Origin of the sequence: Agrobacterium sp. CFBP2214, from assembly GCF_030209895.1 — a bacterium.
In the GTDB taxonomy this organism is placed as follows: Bacteria; Pseudomonadota; Alphaproteobacteria; order Rhizobiales; family Rhizobiaceae; genus Agrobacterium; species Agrobacterium radiobacter.
Genome location: NZ_JARVRC010000007.1, coordinates 325,494 through 345,495, shown reverse-complemented (window position 1 = coordinate 345,495; position 20,002 = coordinate 325,494). Strand labels below are relative to the sequence as shown.

Sequence of the window (20,002 nt, the reverse complement as noted above, 5' to 3'; positions counted from 1 at the left end):
ATTTGATCTTGCCGACCGTTTTTTCGAAGTCCTGATTCAACATCTTTTGCACGCGGGCATTCGAACACGCACAATTGACTGTTTGCGATCAATTGCTCCACGATATTGCCACGAGACACCCTGCACTAAGGGGTGCCACCACATACTACATGATGATTCTGCGTCGATGACCACATGATGGGATTTGCATGATCCGTTTCTTTTCGGAGACCAATTTGAGACGCGCCCGGATTTTATCCGGTCTCATCATATTTGCTTTCGTATTTTCCCATCTTTTCAATCACTCCCTCGCGCTCATCTCCATCGATACCGCCGAACGGGCGCGAAAATGGTTCAGCCTGATCTGGCTCAATCCCGTCAGCAGCCTGCTTTTTTATGGGTCGGTTGTCGTGCATGTCTGCCTTGTTCTGCGCTCGCTTTATCAGCGCAGAACGCTGCGCATGCCGCTTCGCGAAGCGCTTCAGGTCATTTTCGGCCTGTCGATCCCGTTTCTGATCATCGGCCATGCCGTGAATATCCGCGTATCGCACATGCTCTATGGCATCGACGTCGGTTATTATTCGGTTATCCGCCGCCTGTGGATCAATAATCCTGTCAGCGGCGCATGGCAGAGCCTTGCATTGATCGTGATCTGGATCCACGGATGCATCGGCCTTTATTTCTGGCTGCGTTATCGCGACTGGTATCCGAAAATCGCCGGGCTCTTCATGACGGTGGCAGTGATGCTGCCGCTTCTGGCCTTGCTGGGTTTCAGCGATGCGGGCCGCTGGCTGGAGGAAGTCGATCGGAAATACGCGCTTCCTCCCGGGCTCTCGGATTACGCCATCCAGAGAGACGAGCTCCCGCTGCAAAGGGAGATGGAAACGCGAATCCGGTTCATTACCAGCACGACCGAAGCGCTTTTTGCCGGCGCGGTCATGCTGGTCTTCGTATTGCGCGGCGTGCGCAGCTTCCGGCAACGGTTGACCGCCATCGAAATCCACTATGAACAGGGCGCACAAGCACGCATCCCGGCCGGCTTCAGCATTCTCGAAGCCAGCAGGCTCGCGGGCATCCCGCACTACTCCGTCTGTGGCGGCAAGGGACGCTGCTCAACCTGTCGCGTCAAGGTTCTGAACAGCAAGGGCCCGCTTCCGCCACCCGGGGAGATAGAGCAGACCACCTTGAGGCGCATCCATGCCGATTCGGATGTGCGGCTCGGTTGTCAGCTGCGCCCTACGAGCGATCTCAACATCGCGCTTCTCGTTTCACCGCCCCAGCAGAGCGATCTGCCCGCGGATGCACAGCCGGCCCGACCCGGCCGTGAAGAAGAAATCGCCATCCTCTTCTGCGATCTGCGTAACTTCACCACGCTGTCCGAAGCGAAGCTGCCCTATGATATCGTCTTCCTTCTCAACCGCTATTTCACCATCGTCGGCCAAGCCGTCGAACACGCCGGAGGTCATCTCGACAAATTCATTGGCGATGGCGCCATGGCCCTTTTTGGACTTGGCGAGGATGCGGACCGTGCCTGTCGCAACGCCATGAAGGCAGCCGCAACCATATTGCGGGATATCGCCATCCTGAACGAGGGGTTGGAGAAACAATTCGCCGTCCGCCTGGAAGTGGTGGTCGGCATTCACTCCGGCCCGAGCATCGTCGGTGTGATGGGATATGGCGCGGCAAAAACCCTGACGGCCATAGGCGATACCGTCAACGTGGCAAGCAGGCTCGAATCCAAGGCCAAGGAGTTCGGCGCCGCCATCGTCGTTTCCGAACCGGCCATCATTCAGGCGGGACAGGAGATTGCCGATCTCAGGAGCGAAGAAATCGCCATTCGCGGCCGAAACTCGCAGATGAGGGTCTTCCTGCTCTCGAAGGAAGAGAGCGAGCGCTATTTATGAAGTAGCCCCGACAAACCTGTCGGGGCGTCCGATCTCAAATCTTGCGATAGAGAAAATAACGGTCCGTCGGCACACTTGCCGGCACCGGCAGCGGCTTCAGCATGGGATGATCCAGAGGCAGCCCGCTGACCGCGAGGCCGCCTTTTGCCAGCATGCCCGCAGCAAGATCGGGCAACCATGTAAGGGTAACCGCATCCTTTTCCGGATAGCCCGTGCCGATATCGGCATGCACGAAAGCCGCTTCCGTGCCGATGAAAGCCGGAGCGGTTTGCGATATTTCGCCGATCACCAGATCCTCCTGCGCCGGAACCGAGGAGGCATGTGCACCCATGGCCCTGTCGAAAGCGATGATGCGGCGGTTGGGGAACAGCTCTCGCAGGTGATTGAAGGTGCGCCCGTTTCCAAGGCCGATTTCCATAAGCGCCCCTTCACCCGGCAGATCGAGATTGGCCGCGACATGGTTGAGGATATCCCGCTGCGCGGTCAACCGGCGAATGAAACTATCGAGTCTACTCATTTTATCAGGCCTTGATGATGTGTTTTGCGGCTATATCCCGACGCGCGAAAACATTGCGTGTGTCGATGATAAGCGGCGCCCATTCGCTTAGAGCGGCATAATCCACATTGTCATGGTCAGTCGCAACGAGAACGGCGTCGAAGGCGCCTATCGCCTGCCTGTCCCACGACACGGATTTCATGCCCATGAGGTGGCTATATTCCCGTGTTTTCGGGATTTCAGCCACGTAGGGATCGAAATAGGCCGCTTCGCCGCCGCGCTCCTGAATAAGCTCGATGAGCTTCAGTGAGGGGCTTTCGCGAATGTCAGGCACGTTCTTTTTGTAGGCGAGACCGACAACCAGCACCTTCGAGCGGCTGAGCGCCTTGCCGGAATGAATATCGAGCGCCTCCGCAACCCGTCCGATGACGTGACGCGGCATACCGGTATTGATTTCACCGGCAAGTTCGATGAACCGCGTCGGCAATTCATATTCCCGCGATTTCCAGGTGAGATAGAAAGGGTCGATCGGTATGCAATGGCCGCCAAGACCCGGACCGGGATAAAAGGGCATGAAACCGAACGGCTTGGTTTTCGCCGCATCGATCACTTCCCATATGTCGATGCCCATGGCCTCGTAGACGACCTTGAGTTCATTGACGAGGGCGATATTGACGGCACGGAAGACGTTTTCGGTGATTTTCACCGCTTCCGCCGTGGCATTGGTCGAAACCGGAACGATTTTTTTGACCACCGAACCGTAAAAAGCCTCCATCAGCTTTCCAGCGGCCTCACCATCGCCAGCGACAACCTTCGGAATGGTTGAGGTCTCGAAATCGCGGTTGCCGGGATCTTCCCGCTCGGGCGAAAAGCCAAGGAAAAAATCGACGCCGGAGACAAGCCCGGTGCTTTCCAGAATGGTCTTCACCACCCCGTCGGTGGTGCCGGGATAGGTGGTCGATTCCAGAACCACGAGCTGCCCCTTGCGCAGATGCGCGACAATATCCCGGCAGGTCTTTTCGACATAGGAGAGATCCGGCTCGCGATATTTGGTCAGGGGCGTGGGCACGCAGATGGCAATGACATCGCATTCGGCCAGCCTGGAGAAATCCGAGGTGGCGACAAAGCCATCATCCTGTCTCACACTTGCCAGCACCTCGTCCGAAACGGCCTCGATATAGCTGTGTCCGGCCTCGATCGCGGTAATTTTACCGGGATCGATATCGAAACCGACAACCTTGAAACCGCCCTTGGCGATCGTCATGGCAAGCGGCAGACCGACATAGCCGAGGCCGATCACCCCCGCTTTGGCGCTTCTGTTTTCAATGCTGGAAAGCAGGTTCTGGGAAATGTCTGGGGAAGTCAAAGCGTGTCACGCTCCGCGCATGTGCAAAAGATGCCTTTCAGTTGGGCAAGAATGACTGACCTGTCAAGGCTCGGGCCTTTCAAATTCCGGTTGACGCCCAAGCCGCCGGCAACGCACAACCATCGCCATGAAGATCGCCTTTCATGCGCCGCTCAAATCACCCAACCATCCCGTTCCCTCCGGCGACCGGCTGATGGCCCGCCTGCTGATGCAGGCGATGACGATGGGCGGCCACGAGGTTTCAGTCGCCTCCGAACTGCGCAGCTTCCTGAAACAGCCGGATGAACCCGCGCGGACTTCGCTTGCCGAAACGGCTGAGCGCGAAATCGAGACCATCACGCAGCGCTGGCAGCTGGAGGGCGCACCGGACCTCTGGTTTTGTTATCACCCCTATTACAAGGCCCTCGATTTGCTTGGGCCGGAATTGGCCAGACGCTTCGATATTCCCTACGTCACCGCCGAGGCATCCTATTCGCCCAAGCGCAACGGGATGGGCTGGCAGGTGGTTCAAGACCGGTTGCTGGCCGCATTGAATGTCGCATCGATCAATATCTGCCTCACTGCGCGGGATCGCGAGGGGCTTGTGCGGGCCTCGCCCGCCCTTCGATGGGCCATGTTACCGCCCTTTATCGATGCCGAGGCCTTTCTCAAAAACACACCCAATCCGACCCCAGCAAAGTTGATTGCCGTCGCCATGATGCGGGCGGGTGACAAGCTCGACAGCTATCGCGCCCTTGCCGAAGCGCTCGCCCTTTTGCCGCAGGATATCAACTGGACGCTGGATATCGTCGGCGATGGGCCGGAACGCGCGGCCGTACAAGCCATGTTCAGCGCTTTTCCGGATCAGCGCCTTGTCTGGCACGGGGAAAAAACCGCGTCCGAGATCGCCATGCTTCTTTCGAAAGCGTCGCTCTACGTCTGGCCGGGCCATGGCGAGGCCTATGGGCTTGCCTATCTCGAAGCGCAGGCCGCCGGCCTACCCGTCGTGGCCGAAAAGGTGGCGGGCGTTCCCGAAGTGGTAAAATCCGGCACCACAGGATTACTGACACCGGAGAATGATACAGCCGCCTATGCCGACGCGATTAAAACCCTGATCGGTGATGACAACAGGCGTGAAGAACTGGCAAGGGCGGCCCGGCAATTCGTCAGGAACGAACGGTCTTTGGAAAACGCCGCAAAAGAGCTGAACCATATCCTGCTGCAAGCAAAGGCGCGAAGATCATGAGTCTGGAAACACTCGTTGCGGCACTGGACGAATGTGAGCGGCGCGGCATAAAGGCCGATCTCTGGCTCAGGGACGACGATGCGGTGGAGCCGACACCGGCCCTCGACACGCTACTCGATCTTTGCGCCGGCTTTTCCGCTCCGGTCACGCTCGCGGTCATTCCCGAGATGACGACAGACAGGCTCGCACAGCATCTGGATACGTCTGATATCGCCCAGGTCGCCGTCCATGGCTGGTCCCATGCGAATTATGCCGGGGAGAAAGAAAAGAAGCAGGAGCTCGGATCACATCGCGATCCGGCCATCGTTCTCGATGAGTTGCAATCCGGGCTGGATAAACTCCACGACCTGCATGGTGGGCGCTTGGTACCTATGCTCGTGCCGCCATGGAACCGCATAGATGCCGGTATCGTGAAGGAGTTGGCCGGCCTCGGATATCGCGCCTTGTCCGTTTTCGGCCCGGAGAAAAGCACCCTGCCGCCCTGCCTGAACACCCATGTCGACGTGATCGACTGGCACGGCAGCCGCGGTGGCCGTGACGACGGCATCCTGTTTTCCGAGACCGCCGCCCGCATCCTGAGGGCCGCCGAAAATGGCGGCGTCACAGGCGTCCTTACCCATCATCTCGTGCATGACGACAATGTCTGGCGCTTCCTGAGACGGCTTTTCGAAGTGACCGCCGAACATCCCGCCGCCCGCTGGCGTTCTTCCAAGGACCTTGTCGACGAAATCTCACCATGATTTCCAGGCGATCAGCAACCCGCCCGCCTCAGTGGAAAGTTTCCGCCTGACCACTTCCACCTCATCGAAAGCTGCGCGGTCGGGAAGAGACGCGGCGACGAACGACGCCGGCGCGAGGCTGATGCTTCCGGCCCGGGCGATAACGGTGAATATCAAAGGACCAGTCGACCACCAGGCAGGCGCGCGCGGCATGTCTTCGATGATCCCGGGAAAGGCCTCCAGCATCTTGCCAAAGACCGGATGTCCGGCAGGCGCAGCGATGAAGGAATTGGCAAGCAGCATGCTGCCCTGCCCCGTGTCACGCGGCGTTTTTTCGTCAAACACTGTCAGCCCCGCCAAGGGCAGGAATGTATCGAAGCTCACATCGTCCCGCGCCGGATACCAGTCACAATCGAGATAGATGCCGCCAAATCGCTCCAGCAGGATATAACGGGCCACATCCACCGCGCCCGGATAATCGCCTTTGTCCAGCATGGTTTTGAAGATGCCGTTCGAAAACACGCCTTCCCGCTCAAGATCAGCCTCCCGCCAGAGGCGATAGTCGTAACGATGGTTCGAAGCGTGGGCGGCCCATGCCTCAACCGATACCGGCGGGGCTTTTTCCCCGATCCATATCTGGTGGATAAGCCTTGGCACGTCTTCACGGCTTTTGAGACTGATGATGCGACGTTCTTCCGTGGAAAACCGCGCATATTTCTGCAGCACCTGTGGCGGCGGAACCAGCGTATATTGATAGCCGATCCTGGCGACCATATCGCCCTCGGCCTTGGCGAGACGCAGCCGCGCGGCATGCAGTCTGCGCGGCAGACCGAGCACCGTCCGTTCGCCCATCAGATGTCCGTCTTTCGCTGCAACCAGCGATAAGAGAAGCGCGTCGGCTTCCGCGTATCGGCCGTCATTTTGCAACTGCCGGGCTTTATCGAGCTCAGCGTCATAATATTTCTTGTCGGACATGGATCCTCATTCAAAAGCACCCGTTAACATATCACGAAACAGGAGCTGTCAGGCAAGCCGCCCTATTTCGGAAGCCGGCTTTGAATTTGCTAAACAATTCGATGTTTCAGAGGCATAGACAGACAACAAACCCTGCGATAACGTGGATTTAAGCCCTCCTGAGCAATTGTCACAACGTAACAATAAAGAGACGGCAAGGAACCCTTTGGCATGAGCGCAGGCGCAGATTTGCTCCGTATTGAAAATCTGCGGGTTTCGTTTTCTCTGATGGGCGGCACCATCGATGCCGTCAGGGGTACCAGCCTTCGCATTCTTCCGGGAAAAGTCACTGCTCTCGTTGGCGAGTCCGGCTCGGGAAAGTCCGTCATCGGCCAGACCATCATGGGCATTCATCCCAAGACGGCGCGCGTGAACGGCCGCGTGTTGTTCACCGATCCGGAAAATGCCGCAGCCGGCCCTATCGATCTGCTGCAATTGCCGAAGGACGGGCGGGAAATCCGTTCAATACGCGGAAACCGCATCGGCCTGATTTTTCAGGAGCCTATGACGTCCTTCTCGCCGCTGCATACGATCGGCAACCAGATCGATGAGGCGCTCAGAATCCACAGCATCCTGTCGCCGGCCGAACGTGCGGAAAAAATGTATGAAACGCTCGATCTCGTTGGGTTTTCCAAACCCAAGAAGGTCGTGAACATGTATCCCTTCGAATTGTCGGGCGGCATGCGCCAGCGTGCCATGATCGCCATGGCGCTGATCTGTCGCCCCGCGCTCCTGATCGCCGACGAGCCGACGACGGCGCTTGATGTGACGATACAGGCGCAGATCCTGAAGCTCCTGCGCGATCTCCAGAGCCGGCTGAACATGAGCATGCTGCTCATCACCCACGATCTCGGCGTAGTGGCCAATATCGCCGACGAGGTCGCCGTGATCTATCAGGGCGAGATCATGGAGGCGGGCACGGTCGACGACATTTTCAAGGCGCCAAGCCATCCCTATCTCAAAGGCTTGATGGCCGCCGTACCGCATTTCGACATGAAGCCCGGCGAAAGGCTGAAGGCACTGCGCGAAATCAACATTGACCACGAAAGCCTGGTCGGCAAAAAGACCGCCGCGGTCAATAAAACTCCCGGCCCGCTTCTGACCGTGGACAATATCAGCAAGACCTTCACAACCCGAAAGTCCAGCTGGTTCCGCAAGGGTGACGCCAACGCCACCAAAGCGGTCAACAGCGTCAGTTTTGAAATCCGCCGCGGAGAATGCCTCGGCCTGGTCGGCGAAAGCGGCAGCGGCAAAACCACCGTCAGCAAAATCCTCATGCGCGCCGTGCGCCCGGATGAAGGCTCGGTGACCTTTCACCGGCCGCAGGGCGATATCGATGTCCTCAATGCGAAGGACGGCGACCTCAAGGAGCTGCGGTCGAAGATACAGATGGTCTTCCAGGACCCGATATCGTCGCTGTCTCCACGTATGACGGTGGGCAATATTCTGAGCGAGCCGCTCGAAATCCACGGACGGGGCGATGCGAAATACCGCGCGGAGAAAGTCCGCAATCTCGTCAGGGCTATCGGGCTTGGAGAAAGCGCGCTTAATCGTTATCCGCACAGTTTTTCGGGCGGCCAAAGGCAGCGTATCGGTATCGCCAGAGCCCTGGCGCTCGGACCCGAACTGCTGATCTGCGATGAACCCGTTTCCGCCCTCGATGTCTCCGTGCAGGCGCAAATCCTCAATCTGCTCAAGGATTTGCAAAAAGACCTCGGGCTTACCTATCTCTTCATCTCGCACAATCTGGCGGTGGTGGATTACATGGCCGACCGCGTGGCCGTGATGTGCGAGGGCCGCATCGTCGAGCTGGCGCCGCGGGAAATCATGATGCGCGCTCCCGTGCATCCCTATACCAAATCGCTGCTGGCGGCTGTACCTTTCCCCGATCTCGACCGGCCGCTCGATTTCCGCACCATCGGCAAGATCAGCGCGACGGGCAAATTCGACTGGGGCAAGCAGTTCCGCGATGAGGGTGATGGCGACATGATCTCCGCCGATCTGGGCGACGGCCATTTCGTTCTCGCAAACGGCAACGCCGATATCCGGGAGCTTCGCCCTTGATCACGCGCCGCACCACCCTTGCCCTGTTGGCCTCCGTTTTCCTGCCGGCCTATGCGCGAGCCGCCTATACCGACCCCGCCTATTTCAAGGAAAAACGGGAAAAGGGCGAATTGCCCGACGTAGCCGAACGGCTGCCGAAAAACCCGCGCGTCATCGACATGAAAGCGCTTGGCCGTGAGCCAGGAAAACATGGCGGCTCGGTGCGCATGCTCATTGGCGGCCAGCGTGATATCAGGCTGATGCCGATCAGCAGCTATGCCCGCCTCGTCGGTTATGACGAAAAATTCGAGCTTCATCCGGATATTCTGGAAAGCTACGACGTTCAGGACGAACGCATCTTCACCTTCAAGCTGCGCGAGGGCCACAAATGGTCCGATGGCAGCGACTTCACCTCTGAGGATTTCCGCTATTTCTGGGAGGATGTCGCCCTCAACAAGGAAATCCACAAGGGCGGTCCTCCGATCGAACTTCTGGTCAACAACAAACCACCCCTGATCGAGGTCATTGACCTGCTGACGGTACGTTACAGCTGGGACGGCCCCAACCCGGATTTTCTGGCGAAGCTCGCAGCCGCCTCACCGGCGCGGCTGTTCCTTCCCGCCGCCTACATGAAGCAGTTCCACGTCAAATATCAGACTGCGGAAAATCTCGCCAAACTCATCAAGAAAAACAAGGCGGATGACTGGAGCGGGCTGCATATCAAGATGTCGCGGCAGGTGCGCCCGGAAAATCCTGCTTTGCCGACACTGGATGCCTGGCGCAACACAACCGCGCCGCCAGCCGAACAGTTCGTGTTCGAACGCAACCCCTATTATCATCGCGTCGATGAAAACGGCCTGCAACTGCCCTATCTCGACCGGTTCCTGCTGAACGTCACCTCGTCCGATATCATCTCGGCCAAGACGGCCTCCGGCGACAGCGATCTGCAATATTTTGGCCTCGATTTCGCCGACTACACCTTTTTGAAGGATGCGGAAAAGCGTTTTCCTCTGAAGGTGAACCTCTACAAGCGCTCCCAGGGTTCACGCATCGCGCTTCTGCCCAACCTGAATTGCGCCGATCCGGTCTGGCGCAGCGCTTTTCAGGACGTACGCGTGCGCCGTGCTTTGTCCCTTGCGATCAACCGGCACGAAATCAACATGGTCTGTTTTTACGGGCTGGCGAAGGAGAGCGCCGATACCGTTCTGCCGGAAAGCCCGCTTTACCGGCAGGAATTTGCGGACGCCTGGAGCGCCTTCGACCGCGCAACCGCCAACAGGCTGCTCGATGAAGCCGGTCTCGACAGGCGCGACAGCGCTGGCCTCCGGCTCCTGCCGGATGGGCGTCCGGCCTATATCATCGTCGAGACGACAGGCGAAAGCACGCTCGAAACCGACGTGATGGAGCTGGTGACGGATCACTGGCGGCATATCGGCATTGCTGTTTCCGTGCGCCCCACCCAGCGCGATGTCTTCCGCAAACGCGCCATGGGCGGCGAGGTGCTGATGTCGGTATGGATGGGCATGGACAATGGTGTGCCGACGCCGGACATGCTGCCATCCGGCCTTGCGCCCACCGGTGACGACCAGCTGCAATGGCCAGTCTGGGGCATCCATTATCTTTCCGGCGGCCGCGAGGGCAAGGAACCTGACCTGCCGGAAGCGGCGCACCTGCTCGATCTCCTGAAAAAATGGCGCAGAAGCGTCACCGAGGAAGAACGTCAGGCCATCTGGCTGGAGATGCTCGGGATTTATACGCAGCAGGTGTTTTCCATCGGTATCGTCAACGGCGCGCTGCAACCTGTCGTCCATGTCAAACGCATGCGAAACGTGCCGGACAAAGCGCTCTTCGGTTACGAACCCACATCTTATCTCGGCGTCTACATGCCGGATGCCTTCTGGTATGACGGAGACGCCTGATATGCTGCGGTATATTTTAAAGCGCATCCTCGTCATGATCCCCACGCTGATCCTGATCTCGATGCTGGTCTTCACCATCATCGAACTACCGCCGGGCGATTATTTCGAAAGCTACGTCGCAGAGCTGCGTGCCATGGGCGAAACGGCGAACCTTGCCGAAATCGAGGAGTTGCGCGTCCGCTATGGCTTCGATCAACCGGCACCGATCCGCTATTTCCGCTGGGCGACCGGCATGCTCGTCGGTGATTTCGGTTATTCCTTCGAATATCAGCTGCCGGTCAGCGATGTGGTTGGAGACCGCCTGTGGCTGACGGTTCTGGTGTCCTTCGTCACCATCATCGTCACCTGGATCCTCGCTTTTCCAATCGGCATCTATTCCGCCACGCACAAGTACAGCTGGGGTGACTACGGGCTCACCTTCCTCGGCCTGCTCGGCATCGCCATTCCCAATTTCATGCTGGCGTTGATCCTGATGTATTTCGCCAATATCTGGTTCGGCATCTCCATCGGCCACCTGATGGACCGGGAATACCTGAGCCAGGCGATGAGCTGGGCGAAGCTCAAATCGATCCTCGAACATATCTGGATTCCCGTCCTCATCATCGGAACAGCGGGTACGGCCGGCATGATACGCCGCCTGCGCGCCAATCTGCTCGACGAATTGCAGAAGCAGTATGTGGTGACGGCCCGGGCCAAGGGGCTTCATCCCTTCAAGGTGCTGACCAAATATCCGCTGCGCATGGCGCTGAATTTCTTCATCTCGGATATCGGCTCGATCCTGCCTGCGATCATATCAGGCGCGGAAATCACCGCCGTCGTCCTATCGCTCGAAACCACCGGCCCCATGCTCATCAGAGCGCTGCAGAGCCAGGACATGTATCTGGCCGGTTCGTTCCTGATGTTCCTTGCTTTCCTGACGGTGATCGGCGTTCTGGTGTCGGATATCGCCCTTGCCATACTCGACCCGAGAATCCGCTTCGGAGGTGGTAACGTCAAATGACTTCATCCATTCCGAACCCCGGCGAAGCGCTGCCCCACTATGTCTCGACCGCGCCCTTCGACCCGTCGCTGATCGAACCCAACACGTCAGGAATGGCGGCCTTCAGCAAGGCCTCGCAGCTGCGTCTCATGTGGTGGCAGTTCCGACAGCACAAGATCGCGGTCTGGTCCGGCGCTTTTCTGGTGGTGCTTTACCTTTCGATCCTGATCAGCGAATTCCTCGCGCCCTATAACCTCCATACCCGCAATATCGAGCACATCTACGCGCCACCGCAGGCCATTCACCTGTTCAATGACGGAAAATTTGTCGGCCCCTTCGTTTACGGCCGGGAAATGACGCTCGACATGGACAATCTGAGACGGGTCTATCGGGACGTGCCGACGGATATCCAGCCGCTGCGTTTCTTCTGCAAGGGCGATACCTATCACTTCTGGGGCCTGTTCGAGGGCAGAACCCATCTCGTTTGCCCGGCCGAAGGCGGTGAAATGTTCCTGCTCGGCACGGATCGTCTCGGCCGTGACGTACTCTCCCGTATCATCTATGGCGCCCGTATTTCGCTGACCATCGGCCTTCTCGGCGTCGCCATGAGCTTCGTTCTCGGCATTGTGATCGGTGGTCTGGCGGGTTATCGCGGCGGCACCTTCGACCTGATCGTCCAGCGCATCATCGAGGTGCTGCAATCCATCCCCAGCATTCCGCTGTGGCTGGCGCTTGCAGCCATCATGCCGGTGACGTGGAGCCCCATCCTCGTCTATCTCGGCATCACCATCATTCTCGGCATGCTGGACTGGACGGGGCTGGCGCGCGCCGTGCGCTCAAAACTGCTGGCGCTTCGCGAAGAAGACTATGTTTTGTCTGCACAATTGATGGGCGCGGGCACGCCGCGCATCATCGGCAGACACCTTATTCCCGGCTTTATGTCACACCTGATCGCCTCTGCCACATTGACAATTCCAGGCATGATCCTGGGCGAGACCGCACTGAGCTTTCTCGGGCTTGGTCTCAGACCACCGATCACAAGTTGGGGAATTCTGCTCACAGAGGCGCGCAGCGTCAGCGTCATTGCGCTATATCCGTGGCTTCTAATACCGACGATCCCGGTCGTTCTCGTCATTCTGGCCTTTAATTTCTTCGGTGACGGACTACGTGATGCTGCGGACCCCTTCAAATAAAATGGAATACGTCTTGATACACTGCCCTTCCGACGCCGCCTTCATCGTGAAAGGCAAAAAGAGGTCTGGCCCATGAGCTCCCGTTTGAACGACGCGCGCATTCTCATGTACAGCCATGATTCCTTCGGCCTCGGCCATCTGCGGCGGTGTCGCACGATTGCGCATGCTCTGGTGGAGGATTATCGCGGCCTCAACGTCCTCATCATTTCAGGTGCGACGATTGCCGGCGCCTTCGATTATCGCGCCCGCGTCGATTTCGTGAAAATCCCGAGCGTCATCAAACTGCGCAACGGTGAATATACCTCGATGGACAGGCATATCGATCTTCAGGAAACGCTGAAGATGCGCCGCTCCATCATCTATCACACCGCTGAAAGCTTCCAGCCGGATATCTTCATCGTCGACAAGGAGCCCATGGGCCTGCGTGGCGAGGTGGAGGAAACGCTCGCCTATCTCAAGGGACAGGGCACCAAGCTCGTCATCGGCCTGCGCGACGTCATGGATGCGCCGCAGCTGCTCGAAGCGGAGTGGAAGCGCAACAATGTCATGACAAAGATCGGCCAGTTCTATGACCACGTCTGGATTTATGGCCCGCCCGATTTCCACGATCCGCTGACGGGGCTCGATGTTCCGCACACCGTTCGAGACAAGATGGATTTCGTCGGTTTCCTGCAAAGGTCCAAGACGCAGGCCGAAACCGTATCGCATCGGCCGGAAGGCGATTACCTTCTCGTCACCACCGGCGGCGGCGGTGATGGCAGCGAATTGATCGATGACGTCATCAACGCCTATCGCCATGACAGCGAACTGACGCATAAGGCGCTGGTGGTGCTCGGCCCCTATATGCCGGCGGATCAGCGCCAGCGCTTCATGAACAGCGTCGCCGATATTCCGCATATCGAGATCATCGAGTTCGACAATCGCATGGAAGATCTCGTCGCCGGCGCGCAGGCCGTTGTTTCGATGGGCGGATACAACACCGTCTGCGAGATATTGTCTTTCGACAAACCCGCCCTCGTCGTGCCGCGCACGGTGCCGCGCGAAGAGCAGCTTATCCGCGCCAGCCGCGCCTCGGAGCTTGGCCTTTTCGACATGCTTCTACCGGAAGATGCCGAGAACCCCGCAAAAATGGCGGCGGCACTGAAAGCGCTGCCAAACCGCGCGCCCCCTTCCGTCAATGCGCGCGGGCTGAAACTGGATGGTCTGGAAAACATATCGCGCCGGATCGCCGAATGGCTGCCGCCCGAGGGCGACAAGGCGCCGATCACGCTAACCGCGTGACCGGTTCCCCGACAAACACCACTTCAAAAGAGACACGCGCAACGTGACCGATACAAAAAAAATCGTGGTGCTCCTCAAGGGCTATCCGCGCCTGTCCGAGACATTCATAGCTCAGGAGCTTCTCGGGCTGGAAAAGGCCGGCCTGAAGCTCGAACTCATGTCGATGCGCCGGCCCACGGACAAGAAGCGCCATCCCGTTCACGATGAAATCCGCGCGCCCGTTACCTATTTGCCGGAGTATCTGCACGAGGAACCGCTGCGCGTTCTGAGGGCGCTATGGGCCTGCCGCAAAAAGCCGGGCTTCACCAAAGCGCTTCGCCGCTTTTTCAGCGACCTGCCGCATGATCTCAGCCGCAACCGCTTCCGCCGTTTCGGGCAGGCCGCGGTGCTCGCGCATGAATGGCCGGAAGATGCCGAATGGCTGCACGTTCACTTCATCCACACGCCCGCCTCGGTCGCCGCCTATACCCATCTGATGACAGGCACGCCCTGGACGATCTCGGCGCACGCGAAGGACATCTGGACCTCGAACGACCGCGACCTTGCCGCCAAGCTGCAAAGCGCCCGCTGGGCCGTGACCTGCACCGCCGGCGGTTTTCAGCATCTGCAGACACTTTCCGGGGCCAAGAAGAATGTGCATCTGAGCTATCATGGCCTCGATCTCACCCGCTTCCCGCATTTCGAGACACCGCGCCCGGTAAGGGACGGATCGGACGCCGATGATCCTGTCAGGATTTTAAGCGTCGGCCGAGCCGTCAAGAAAAAGGGCATCGATATTCTGCTGCGCGCGCTCGCCTCGCTTCCCCAGAATATCCATTGGCGTTTCACCCATATCGGCGGCGGCGATGAACTGGCCGCACTGAAGAAACTTGCCGACGAACTCGGCATTGCCGACAGGATCGTCTGGACCGGCGCCATGGACCAGAAGCAGGTGCTGGAGAATTACCGGGAAGCAGACCTCTTCGCTCTTGCCTGCCGCATCACCAGCGATGGCGACCGCGATGGCCTTCCCAATGTGCTGGTCGAGGCTGCGAGCCAGGCTTTGACCTGCATCTCCACCAACATATCAGGCATTCCGGAGTTCTTCGTCAGTGGTGAAAACGGCCTATTGACGGAACCGGAAAATCCGGCCGCCTTCGCAGAGGCTCTGCGCATGGCCATCACCGATCCGCAATTGCGCCAGCGTCTTGGCAGTGCAGCCGAAAACCGTGTGCGCACCGCCTTCGACCATCGCACCAGCATTGCCGAACTGAAGGCCCTGTTCGAGACCGAGTGGGAAAAAACGCCATGACCGATACGGAAAAACGCCCCTGCGTCTTCTTTTACGTCCAGCACCTTCTCGGCATCGGCCATATCGCCCGCGCCAGCCGCATTGCCAAAGCCCTTCAGACGGACGGTTTTGATGTGGTTCTGGTGACGGGCGGCACTCCGGTCCCGGGCTTTCCGGGCGAGGGCATCCGCCATGTCGAATTGCCGCCCATCGCCGTTAGCGACGGCAACTTTGCCGGCCTAGTCGACAGTTCCGGCAAACCGGTGGATGACAACTTCAAGAGGCTTAGAACCGATATGCTGATCGGGGCCTATCACGGCGCCAAACCCGATATCGTTATCATCGAGGCTTTCCCTTTCGGTCGCAGGCAGGTGCGATTTGAATTGCTGCCGCTGCTGGACGAGATTGAGGACAGCGAACCGCGCCCCCTCGTCATGGCGTCGCTGCGCGATATTCTTCAGGAAAAAACCAAACCGGGACGGGACGAAGAGACCGTGTCGCTGGTGAAGAAACATTTCGATGCAGTGCTCGTCCATGGCGATCCGGATTTCGCCCGGCTGGAAGACACCTTTCCCCTCACCGGCGAAATCAGCCAGCGCATCGTCTATACCGGGCTCGTCGCCCCCCTTCCGCCGCCGGAACCGGAGGAGAAATTCGACATCGTGGTTTCCGCAGGCGGCGGCGCCGTAGGGGCAACACTCATACGGGCTGCTATCGAGGCCGCCCCTCTGCTTGGTGGCATCAAGAACTGGTGCCTCGTAACCGGTCCAAACATGCCGCAAGCGGATTTCGATGCGATCTCGGCGCAGGCGGCCGAGAATGTGTCCGTCTTCCGTTTCCGCAAGGATTTCGCAAGTTTGCTCGCCGGGGCACGGCTTTCGGTTTCACAGGCCGGTTATAATACCGTCTGCGATATTCTTCAGGCAAAATGCCGCTCGCTTCTGATCCCCTTCGCGGCCGGGGGCGAAACCGAACAGAGCGCCCGTGCCGAACGACTGGCGCGACTGGGGCTGGCGCATGTGCTGGAGGAGAAGGATATTTCGGCGCAACCGATGGCCGATGCCATCAAGGCAGCACTGGCCTTGCCAGCACCCGGCACGATCACGCTCGACCTCGATGGCGCGGCCGGAACGGCTAGAGCGCTGCGCCGCCTTTATGATGAGCGGTGAGGATCGTCTTCAACTCGCGAACCGCCGCCTCATCTGTAACCTTGCGCCCTGCGCCGGTGAAACCGAGCTTCGCCACCCTGCTTTCCGGATCAAAGGATGGAACGGCGGAACAGGATGCGTGGATTTCCGTGATCGGAAAGCGATCCAGCAATGTCTGAACGCTCTGCGGACGCACGCCGGCACCGGGCATGATGACGATCCGGCCTGCGGCCATCTCGGATAGGTGCGCCAGAGCCTCCATCCCCTCAAGCGCCGAACGCGCGCCGCCGGAAGTGAGAATTCTTGGAAACCCCAACGTGATGGCAGCTTCCAGGGCCTCTTCCATATCAGGCACGACATCAAAGGCCCGGTGCAGCGTCACATCCAGCCCGTCCGCGTGACGGCGCAATTCCTCGAGCAGAACGATATCGAGCGAACCATCGTCACGCGAGGCGCCGAGCACCACGCCGGAAAGGCCTGCAGCACGCGCCGCATCGATGTCGCGTTTCATGACATCCGCTTCATCGCGTGTGAACACGAAATCACCGGCGCGCGGCCTGATCATGACGCTCACCGGCAGCCCACAGGACGCCGCGCGTTGCATGAAACCCGCCGATGGCGTCACACCGCCGCCCGACAGCGCCGCACAGAGCTCAATGCGATCGGCCCCACCGCTGACCGCCGCTTCCAGACCGGCGACATCGTCCACACAAATCTCGAGAATCATCGTAACCTCTTTCATTTGGGTGGCCGTTACCTGCGGCGGCCCTTTCCATCAAGCGCGTAAAGCATATAAACGCCGCCGAGCCCCACGATTGCTCCCAATATGGAAGTTCCCGAATAGCTGGAGACCAGGGTTCCAACGGCAAAAATCAGCGCACCCAGACCAGCACCGAGAAAGATATTGACGGCAATCAGCGAGCTTCCGAGCCCCGGCCGATCAGCGATCAGTTCCTGCAGGTAGGTAATGGGAATGCTGATGATCGCGGCGGCACCCAGCGCACTGATAACCGTCTGCGCGTAGATATGCCACGGCGCGGAAGCAAGCCCCTGCAGGATGAGATAGATGGCATAAAGCCCCGCTCCCGCCGCAAGTGTCAGTGTTTGCGGAACCTTCTTCTCGATCCAGCCCCAGAGGAGAATGAAGACGATTTCCAGCGCAGCGACGATACCCGCAACAATACCGATATCCGCCACCGTGCCCTTGGCCTGTCCGGTTATGATGAGCGAGCGCACGGAATCGTTGAGATGCAGCATCGAGCAGATGAGCGCGATGGCGATGATCCGGAGCAGCACCCGCCGTGACCCGATTTCCGCAAGCGAGGCGCGCAGGCCGAACCGCGCTTCGGTATTTGCCGATGCCGGTGTGGCGGCCCGCGGCAGGCAGAAGGCGACAAGCAGAAAACAGACAAGCGCGCAGATGCCCGAAAACAGGAAAGCCATCAGCATATTGCCGGAATTCACCAGAAAAACACCGACAATACCAGGCACCAGCACCCAGGAAAGCGAGATGGTTGCCCGCATGATCGAGTTCACCGCGATCATTTCACCTGTCGAAAGGTTGCGCGCATCCGCACGCACATGCGCGAAGATCAGCGAATTCATCGCCCCGAAAATCGGCAGAAGCACCAGCTTTGCAGCCACGAAGGCAGTGGCGTTGCCGGCCAGATAAACCAGCAGATAACCGCTGACACCGAAGAGCGCGATATAGAGCATTGGCTTGCGATATTCGCCCAGCCTGTCGGCGACGATGCCCATCAACACGCTGGCGCTGACATTGATGACAGCGGCAAACAGCATCAACAGCGAATAGACGCTGTTGCTCAGCCCGATTTCGCGAATGCCGATGACCGCCTGATAGGGGGCGGTCGCCGCATTCGAAAACCCGAAGAACAGGATGGCGAGCGCCCCGATGCGGATCGACGGATTGTTGATGACGATGGAAAGAGCCGACGGCATGGAGATTCGCCTGAGATGATCCGGCACCGCCGGATCGCTGGGTAAAAGCTACCGGACCGCTGTCATCGCCAGCGAGCCGAAAGGATGGGTTTGGGGGTATAGTCGAAATGCGGCTTCCATGGGTAGAAATCGCCATCCCGGCGGCGATTGGGAAGATTTTCGATATCCTGATTGATAACCCCTTCCGTCAGCGCCATGAGGTTGGGATTGGCGATCGGTGCAAGCTCCGGCGAAAGATAACCGGACTTGACGACCAGCAGCCGCACGCCCTTTGGATCGAAGCCGAGACGGGTGAAATCGGAAATCATGTGATAAGGCCTACGCCGCGCCGCCAGGATGACCGTGATGCCACCGATGGCGACCACCGCCTGCCGCTGGTCCGCAGCACCAGAATCGTCCAATTTCAGGACCTCGGCTTCGACAGTGACCGATGGGCTTTGCGGATCGAGACTGCCGCCAATCTTCAGGGAAAGTGTTGCACCTTCGCCGGCCGCAAAACAGGCTTCGACCGCCGGCCTGTCGGTGATGCCGCCCAGCAGAGCACCCTGCCAGTTGCGCGCAATCAGTGCGGCCAGAACATCGGCGCGATCGCCAACCCCACCACCGGTCGGATTGTCTCCCGAGTCGGCCAGGATGATCGGTCGCGTTGCGGTGTTTTCGGCAATATCCACAATGGCCTCAAGCGGCTCGGTCACGGGGCCGAAACGAAAGTCCTGCCGGGCATTCCAGTAGGATTGCGCGATCTCGCTCGCGACCGCCTGTGCAGCCGCTTTGTCCGTTCCCGTCACCACGGCGCAGGCCGTTGCACGGGGTTCGTCCGCCCAGACGTAGCCGATCATGAAATTCGCATCCCAAATGCCGGGCCGCACATCATGATCCGGCAGAACCGCATAAAGGCTTTTGGCAGGCTCATCTTCTGTGGAGGTCTTCTCACCTGGCAGCAGAACCGGAATTTTCGCCCATGCCACGCCGGGCTTTTCGCCGGTCTTCAGGGCCTTCAGCAGCATCGTCCAGGCCCGCACCATCGTCTCGCGCACGTCGATATGCGGCGCCGTTCGGTAGCCGGCAAATATGTCGAGCTGATCGATGATCGTCTGGCTGACATTGCCATGCAGATCATAGCTCGCGGAAACGATCACATCCGGTCCCACCACGGCGCGGGCGCTGGAAATCCAGTCACCTTCCGCATCCTCCATACCCTCGACATTCATCGCTCCATGCATGGCGAGATAAAGCCCGTCGAGCGGCAGCGCGGCCTTCAGGCGCTCGAGGAATTCCCGCTTGAACGCGTCATAGGTCGCGCGCGACACAGGGCCGCCCGGCACCGCCCGCGCATGCAGAAGCGGCAGTACGTCCACCCTGCCCTCACCGAGGAAATTGAAATACTCGGCCTCCAGCAGTTCGACGCCGCGAAAGACACGAAAATCTTCCTGCCCCATCAGCACCGGCGAATAGGTGCTGCATTCGGTATGAATTCCACCAACGGCAATACGCATGTCTGTTTTCC

16 protein-coding genes are annotated in these 20,002 nt (G+C 59.0%); 10 read left to right on the top strand and 6 right to left on the bottom strand.

The window, feature by feature from the left end; translation table 11 throughout:
• Positions 1 to 188: 188 nt before the first annotated feature.
• Positions 189 to 1,883, top strand: coding sequence for an adenylate/guanylate cyclase domain-containing protein (locus tag QRN60_RS20245; RefSeq protein WP_129564768.1), 1,695 nt, complete (start codon positions 189 to 191; stop codon positions 1,881 to 1,883).
• 34 nt (positions 1,884 to 1,917) lie between these two features.
• Here QRN60_RS20245 and QRN60_RS20240 read toward each other — a convergent pair whose 3' ends face one another.
• Together QRN60_RS20240 and QRN60_RS20235 are read right to left on the bottom strand one after the other, a co-directional pair.
• Positions 1,918 to 2,400, bottom strand: coding sequence for a class I SAM-dependent methyltransferase (locus QRN60_RS20240; protein ID WP_003504873.1), 483 nt, complete (start codon positions 2,398 to 2,400; stop codon positions 1,918 to 1,920).
• A gap of 4 nt (positions 2,401 to 2,404) precedes the next feature.
• Entirely contained in the window at positions 2,405 to 3,745 is a 1,341-nt protein-coding gene (locus QRN60_RS20235; protein ID WP_165000604.1) for a nucleotide sugar dehydrogenase, read from the bottom strand.
• A gap of 127 nt (positions 3,746 to 3,872) precedes the next feature.
• On the opposite strand from QRN60_RS20235, the gene QRN60_RS20230 reads away from it, so the two are divergent.
• Positions 3,873 to 4,970 carry a glycosyltransferase family 4 protein gene (locus tag QRN60_RS20230; RefSeq protein ID WP_129564769.1) on the top strand — a complete coding sequence of 366 codons (1,098 nt, stop codon included), beginning with the start codon at positions 3,873 to 3,875 and terminating at the stop codon, positions 4,968 to 4,970.
• Entirely contained in the window at positions 4,967 to 5,710 is a 744-nt protein-coding gene (locus QRN60_RS20225; protein ID WP_111780536.1) for a polysaccharide deacetylase family protein, read from the top strand. Before QRN60_RS20230 ends, QRN60_RS20225 begins: the two co-directional genes overlap by 4 nt.
• Here the strand turns inward: QRN60_RS20225 and QRN60_RS20220 are convergent.
• The gene (locus tag QRN60_RS20220; protein ID WP_165000605.1) at positions 5,702 to 6,664 is read right to left on the bottom strand and encodes a glycosyltransferase family 32 protein; all 963 of its coding nucleotides are present in this window, start codon (positions 6,662 to 6,664) and stop codon (positions 5,702 to 5,704) included. The two genes, QRN60_RS20225 and QRN60_RS20220, sit on opposite strands and share 9 nt — an antisense overlap.
• Before the next feature lie 210 nt (positions 6,665 to 6,874).
• Here QRN60_RS20220 and QRN60_RS20215 point away from each other — a divergent pair, with 210 nt between their 5' ends.
• The 7 genes from QRN60_RS20215 (at position 6,875) to QRN60_RS20185 (ending at position 16,557) form a co-directional block, all read left to right on the top strand.
• A complete protein-coding gene (locus QRN60_RS20215) occupies positions 6,875 to 8,767 on the top strand; it encodes an ABC transporter ATP-binding protein (protein ID WP_020808531.1) in 1,893 nt (630 codons plus the stop codon).
• Positions 8,764 to 10,665: an ABC transporter substrate-binding protein gene (locus QRN60_RS20210; RefSeq protein ID WP_060725431.1), complete on the top strand. Its 1,902-nt coding sequence runs from the start codon at positions 8,764 to 8,766 to the stop codon at positions 10,663 to 10,665. Before QRN60_RS20215 ends, QRN60_RS20210 begins: the two co-directional genes overlap by 4 nt.
• 1 nt (position 10,666) lies before the next feature.
• Positions 10,667 to 11,665, top strand: a complete 999-nt coding sequence (locus QRN60_RS20205; protein WP_003504887.1) for an ABC transporter permease — start codon at positions 10,667 to 10,669, stop codon at positions 11,663 to 11,665.
• Positions 11,662 to 12,837, top strand: coding sequence for an ABC transporter permease (locus QRN60_RS20200; protein WP_003504888.1), 1,176 nt, complete (start codon positions 11,662 to 11,664; stop codon positions 12,835 to 12,837). Before QRN60_RS20205 ends, QRN60_RS20200 begins: the two co-directional genes overlap by 4 nt.
• A 72-nt stretch (positions 12,838 to 12,909) precedes the next feature.
• Positions 12,910 to 14,118, top strand: coding sequence for a glycosyltransferase family protein (locus QRN60_RS20195; RefSeq protein ID WP_003504889.1), 1,209 nt, complete (start codon positions 12,910 to 12,912; stop codon positions 14,116 to 14,118).
• Between the two features lie 43 nt (positions 14,119 to 14,161).
• On the top strand, positions 14,162 to 15,409 hold the full coding sequence (locus QRN60_RS20190) for a glycosyltransferase (RefSeq protein ID WP_020808533.1): 1,248 nt from the start codon (positions 14,162 to 14,164) through the stop codon (positions 15,407 to 15,409).
• Positions 15,406 to 16,557 (top strand): glycosyltransferase family protein, encoded by a 1,152-nt coding sequence (locus QRN60_RS20185; RefSeq protein WP_129564770.1) that lies wholly within the window; start codon positions 15,406 to 15,408, stop codon positions 16,555 to 16,557. The genes QRN60_RS20190 and QRN60_RS20185 overlap by 4 nt, the downstream gene beginning before the upstream one ends.
• Here QRN60_RS20185 and QRN60_RS20180 read toward each other — a convergent pair.
• From QRN60_RS20180 to QRN60_RS20170, 3 genes are all read right to left on the bottom strand, one after another.
• Positions 16,523 to 17,263, bottom strand: coding sequence for a copper homeostasis protein CutC (locus QRN60_RS20180; RefSeq protein WP_107677601.1), 741 nt, complete (start codon positions 17,261 to 17,263; stop codon positions 16,523 to 16,525). The two genes, QRN60_RS20185 and QRN60_RS20180, sit on opposite strands and share 35 nt — an antisense overlap.
• A gap of 26 nt (positions 17,264 to 17,289) precedes the next feature.
• On the bottom strand, positions 17,290 to 18,495 hold the full coding sequence (locus QRN60_RS20175) for an MFS transporter (RefSeq protein ID WP_020808536.1): 1,206 nt from the start codon (positions 18,493 to 18,495) through the stop codon (positions 17,290 to 17,292).
• A gap of 62 nt (positions 18,496 to 18,557) precedes the next feature.
• Entirely contained in the window at positions 18,558 to 19,991 is a 1,434-nt protein-coding gene (locus QRN60_RS20170; RefSeq protein WP_111834668.1) for a M81 family metallopeptidase, read from the bottom strand.
• Between the last annotated feature and the right edge of the window lie 11 nt (positions 19,992 to 20,002).